The sequence below is a fragment of the Mycobacteriales bacterium genome (genome assembly GCA_036497565.1).
In the GTDB taxonomy this organism is placed as follows: domain Bacteria; phylum Actinomycetota; class Actinomycetes; order Mycobacteriales; family QHCD01; genus DASXJE01.
In genome coordinates, this window is the sequence record DASXJE010000189.1 from 1 (window position 1) to 4220 (window position 4220).

3 protein-coding genes, 1 tRNA gene and 1 other RNA gene are annotated in these 4220 nt (G+C 71.0%); 4 read left to right on the plus strand and 1 reads right to left on the minus strand.

Going from position 1 to position 4220, the window contains the following annotated elements; all coding sequences use genetic code 11:
- Positions 1-2: 2 nt before the first annotated feature.
- Positions 3-87: transfer RNA gene (locus VGH85_16090), tRNA-Ser, on the minus strand.
- An 87-nt stretch (positions 88-174) separates the two neighbouring features.
- Here VGH85_16090 and ffs point away from each other — a divergent pair.
- The 4 genes from ffs to VGH85_16110 all read left to right on the plus strand — a co-directional run.
- Positions 175-271: signal recognition particle sRNA small type (gene ffs / locus VGH85_16095), an RNA gene on the plus strand.
- A gap of 42 nt (positions 272-313) precedes the next feature.
- The gene (locus VGH85_16100; GenBank protein ID HEY2175329.1) at positions 314-2059 is read left to right on the plus strand and encodes a DNA polymerase III subunit gamma and tau; all 1746 of its coding nucleotides are present in this window, start codon (positions 314-316) and stop codon (positions 2057-2059) included.
- A 42-nt stretch (positions 2060-2101) separates the two neighbouring features.
- Positions 2102-3049: a hypothetical protein gene (locus VGH85_16105; GenBank protein HEY2175330.1), complete on the plus strand. Its 948-nt coding sequence runs from the start codon at positions 2102-2104 to the stop codon at positions 3047-3049.
- A gap of 241 nt (positions 3050-3290) precedes the next feature.
- The coding region (locus VGH85_16110) for a hypothetical protein (GenBank protein HEY2175331.1) at positions 3291-4220 on the plus strand (930 nt) is incomplete at its 3' end.

Sequence of the window (4220 nt, forward strand, 5' to 3'; positions counted from 1 at the left end):
GGCGGAGGATGCGGGATTCGAACCCGCGAGGGGTTGCCCCCAACACGCTTTCCAAGCGTGCGCCATAGGCCACTAGGCGAATCCTCCGTCGGCGAGGATACGGGATCCGGGCCGGCCGGGCGTCGCCGACTGCGCGGTGTGCACCGTGGTCGGTACCGGCCTCTACACTGGCCGGCAGACCCCTCGTGCGGCGTACACCCTGCGAACCTCCCCAGGGCCGGAAGGCAGCAAGGATAAGCAGGCTCTGGCGGGTGTGCGGGGGGTCCTTACCGTGTTCTAGGGTCGGTCGCGACGGCCTGGACGGAGGGACGACGTGGCGCTTGCGCTCTACCGGAAGTATCGGCCCGCCACGTTCGCCGAGGTGGTCGGCCAGGAGCACGTCACCGAGCCGCTCATTCATGCCGTGTCCAGCGGCCGGATCAACCACGCCTACCTCTTCTCCGGACCGCGCGGCTGCGGCAAGACCTCGAGCGCCCGGATCCTGGCCAGGTCGCTGAACTGTGAGCAGGGCCCGACCCCGACGCCGTGCGGAAAGTGCGATTCGTGCATCGCGCTCGCGCCGGACGGCCCGGGCAGCCTCGACGTCATCGAGATCGACGCCGCGAGCCACGGCGGCGTCGACGACGCCCGCGACCTGCGTGAGCGGGCCTTCTACGCGCCGGTCAGCTCGCGCTACAAGGTCTACATCGTCGACGAGGCGCACATGGTGAGTACGCAGGGCTTCAACTCCCTGCTCAAGCTCGTCGAGGAGCCACCCGACTTCCTCGTGTTCGTCTTCGCGACCACCGAGCCGGACAAGGTGCTCCCCACGATCCGGTCGCGCACCCACCACTACCCGTTCCGGCTGCTCCCGCCGGGGGTGATGCGCGGGCTGATCGAGCGGATCTGTGACGCCGAGGGGGTGCAGGTCGAGCCGGCGGTGCTGCCACTCGTCGTCCGCGCCGGCGGCGGCTCGGCCCGCGACTCCCTGTCCGTCCTCGACCAGCTGGTGGCGGGCGCCGGTGCCGACGGCGTCACCTACCGGGGCGCGGTCGGGCTGCTCGGGGTCACCGACGCCGCGCTGCTCGACGACATCGTCGACGGCCTGGCGGCCCAGGACCGGGCGGCGGTGTTCGAGACGGTCGACCGGGTGGTGGAGGCCGGTCACGACCCCCGTCGCTTCGCCGCCGACCTGCTCGAGCGGCTACGCGACCTCGTGCTGCTCGACGCCGTACCCGACGCGGTCGACAAGGGCCTCATCGACGGTCCGGGCGACCAACTCGAGCGGATGACCGACCAGTCCACCCGGCTCGGTACGGCGACCCTGTCCCGGCTGGCCGACGTCGTCCACGCCGGACTGACCGAGATGCGGGGTACGACGTCGCCCCGGCTGCTGCTCGAACTGGTCTGTGCCCGGATGCTGCTGCCGGGTGCCTCCTCCGACCTGTCCGCTCTTCTGGCCCGGGTCGAGCGACTCGAGCGTCGCCAGTCGATCGCCGGCCCGGCCGAGCCGGCCCGGTCCGGGTCGCCGCGACCGGAACCGGCCCGGTCCGAGTCGCCGCCGCCCGCCGAAAGCCCTCCGGCCGAGGCTCCGCCCACACAGGCCCCGCCCACACAGCCCGCGTCCGCCCAGGCCCAGCCGGCCCCGGAGCAGGGCGGCGGCGCGATCGACGCCGCAGCGGTACGCCGGATCTGGCCCGAGGTGCTCGAGGCGGTCAAGCGCCGTAGCCGGCGTACCCACGCGCTGTTGCTCAACGCGACGGTGTCGGCGGTCGACGGCGAGACCCTGGTCCTCGCGATCACCTCGGTGCCCTTGGCGCGGCTCCTGTCCGAGGAGAGCAACGTCGCGCAGACCCAGGTGGCGCTGCGTGAGGTGCTCGGCGTCGACTGGCGGATCAACTACGTCCAGGGCGACGGCGGAACGGCCTCCGGGGACGATCCGCGCGACGACGGCCCGCTCGACGACGGCCCGTCTGCCGGGGGCGAGCCGCGCCAAGACCCGGAGCAGGCGGCGATCTCGCTGCTGCAGACCACCCTGGGCGCGCGGGCGGTCGACCGGGAAACCGGGCGACCTTCCTAAACCCGATTGCCTGGCGCCCCGGGCGGGCTCATGCTCGATAACGTGTCCGGGCAGTCGCCCGTCTCGGGGCGAGACATGTGGATCGCGTCGGTGCGCGAGCGCATGCGCCGGCAACGCGATCAGATGCTCGGTGCCCCTCCCTTCCCGGTGTGGGGGCTGAGCTCGCCCGACATCCCTCCCTATGCTGTCGCGGCCTACGAACGCGACTCGGTCGGCTGGTCCTCGGTGACGCTGCGCTACGGCGACACCGAGGGTCCCGCCGGCCCGACCGTGACGGTGCGTACCGCCCTCCCGCAGAGCCGCCGGAACAGGCGTGACCTCGCGGAGCTGCTCGACGCGACCGGATGGTGCCCGGCCGGCCCACCGGCGGCGGAAGAGCGCGCGACGCTCGTCATCGAAGCCCGCCCGGAGCCGGCCACGCTCGTGATGCGCGGTGCCTGCTGGGCGGCCCGCACGACCCGGGCGCTCGGCCTGGACCTGGTCGTGATCGCCCGTGACGTTCCGGTGACGGCGATCTGGCTCGCCGAGATCGACGACCTGGCGGCGTACTGGGCGAATTACAAGCCGTCCCCGGTGGAACGGTTGCCGTGGGCGGCCGGACTCGACGCCCACCGTGCGGTCGTCGAGCGGGTCCTGCGCGATCCTGCCAGCACCCCGTCGCTCGCCCGCCGTTACCCGCGGCGGTGGCGACGCGCCGTCCTCGCCCAGCGCGACCTCTCCGGGGTGGACCGGGTGAGTGCGGCGCGGGCGGTGCGATCCCTGGTCGAGCAGGTGGCCGCGTTGGTCGAGCAGGCGCAGTGGTTCGCCGAGCCGGGGCTGCGGGCAGCCGCGGTCGAGGAGACGCTGCGTTACACCGGCTACGGCGAGCAGGTCGCGAGTCAGCCGGCGCAGGAAGCCTGGGAACGGTTTTCCGCACAGCCGACCGATGACGCCCGGCTGCAGTGGCTCCTTGCCTGGTCGCGCTGGTCGGTCCAGCAGCCGGCTATCTGATCGCGCTCGGCCTGCTTTTCCACAATCCGTGACCGGGTGAGATCACCAGGTCACATTCTTTAGGCCGAATCACTTATCGGCTGAACGATCCTTGACAATGGACCCGGTCGGGCGCCTACTGTTGCGCCAGTCGCAGTTCGGGGCGTGGGGGCCTCATGGGGGATTCTCTTTTCTCCCAGGGATTCTCGCCACTCAGCCGTGGCCAGCACAAATCTATGAAGTGCCCATGGGGGGTGCTGCGGTGAGTGTGGAAGTAGGCAGTGCAACGGCGAGGCCATCGGCCGACGCCCTCTTGACCCTGCTCCGGTCGCTGGTGGCCGAGCGCGGTGGGGACGACGCCTGGAGCACCGTCGTGGACGACGCGTGGTGTCATGTCACGCCCGTCGGACAAGCGATCCGGCCGCAGGGCTGGAAGTTGCACGTGTCCGCAACCCTCGGATCGGCTCCGGCGGTCCTCGCCGGCGCGCTGCCGGTACTTCTCGATGAGGGATGCGCCTTCAAATTCGCGGCGACCGACGAGGTGGTCTCGCAGCTCAATTCCGCACGGGCCCCGCGAGCCTCCTCGGGTAAGTTCTTGACCGCGTATCCGGCCGCCGACGAAGACCTGCCCAGGCTGGCCGAACGACTGCACCGTGCGACCGAGGGGCTCGACGGTCCGCGGATTCTCTCCGACCGGGCTTACGTCGCGGGAAGCCTCGTGCACTACCGGTACGGTGCATTCGTCGACCGCCGCGTGCTCAGCAATGACGGCATCTATCGCCGGGTGATCGTCGACCCCGACGGCCGACTCGTCGACGACCGGCGTGAGCCGCGCTTCGCGCCACCGGCCTGGGCGAGGTCGCCTTTTCCCGACACCGCAGGGGAATCCGCTCCGCGCCGCGCCGACCATGAGCCGCGCGAGATCCTGCTCGCCGAGCGATTCGCCGTACGCCAGGCGATTCAGCATGCCAACAAGGGCGGCGTCTACCGCGCGGTCGACACCACCGACGGCTCAGACGTCGTCATCAAAGAGGCCCGCCCACACGTTCAGACCAGCCGGCAGCACAGGGATGTTCGGGACGTCCTGCGTTCCGAGGCCCGCCTGCTCGAGATTCTCGGTCCGCTCGGCCTGGCACCTCGACTCGTCGACGTGTTCGACCAGGGCGGCCATGTCTTTCTCGTCGAGGAGTTC